This is a genomic window from Bartonella sp. AA18HLJMS (assembly GCF_042197245.1).
Lineage (GTDB): Bacteria > Pseudomonadota > Alphaproteobacteria > Rhizobiales > Rhizobiaceae > Bartonella.
Map to the genome: position 1 here is coordinate 1 of NZ_JBHIRP010000086.1, position 708 is coordinate 708.

Below are 708 nucleotides of genomic sequence, written 5' to 3' on the forward strand. Positions count from 1 at the left end.
GGGGGATTATGAAGCGGTACCAACCGAATTGCAGAAATGGACCAAAGCGGGAGGCAAACGTTTACAAGGTCTCGTACACCGGCGTGCGGCAGAAACAGGCTTATGGGCAAAAGGGGCTTATGTTTCTTCCAATTATCAAACAGTAGAAACGCAAGCACCAACGGGGTTTCTCAAAGCAGAAGCATTGGCACCGATTATTGGTTCTTTCTCAGGTCTTGGTGGGTTTTTAGCGGGCAATGGACCAATCCAATGGGCTTTATCCGCCATTATGGTTTTAGCCGCATGTACTGGCATTTTCTTTGTTGCTAAACGCTTTCAGGAGCACCGCCTATGATCTTATGGATGAAAAGAAACTTGATGGTAACAGGTGCGGCTTTAGCCGCTTTTTTTATTGCCTTAGCAAAAGCTTTTACTCTTGGGAAAAAAGTAGAGCAACAAAAGCAAACAGAAAAAGCTTTAAAAGCAGCCACAACACGGCTTGAGGTGGAAAGTGAAGTTAATCAAAAAAGTGATGCTGATATGCGTGCTGCTCTCTCTCACTGGTTGCGCGACAAATAAATATGCTTCTTCTTGTGTTGGCTGGTTGCCAATTTATTTAGACAAGAAAGATCTGAACGCCATCAGTTCCAATTTAGCAAGAGAGATCTTAAAGCACAATAATCTAGGTGAACGCTTGTGTGGGTGGAAACATGGTTAGAAAAAAATCCA

3 protein-coding genes are annotated in these 708 nt (G+C 43.5%); all 3 read left to right on the forward strand.

The window, feature by feature from the left end:
• On the forward strand, positions 1-334 hold a 334-nt coding region (locus ACFINW_RS10065), incomplete at its 5' end, for a glycoside hydrolase family protein (RefSeq protein ID WP_375674275.1).
• Positions 331-558, forward strand: a complete 228-nt coding sequence (locus ACFINW_RS10070) for a hypothetical protein (protein ID WP_375612620.1) — start codon at positions 331-333, stop codon at positions 556-558. The genes ACFINW_RS10065 and ACFINW_RS10070, both read left to right, overlap by 4 nt.
• Positions 491-697, forward strand: a complete 207-nt coding sequence (locus tag ACFINW_RS10075) for a hypothetical protein (protein WP_375632560.1) — start codon at positions 491-493, stop codon at positions 695-697. Before ACFINW_RS10070 ends, ACFINW_RS10075 begins: the two co-directional genes overlap by 68 nt.
• The last annotated feature ends 11 nt before the right edge of the window (positions 698-708 follow it).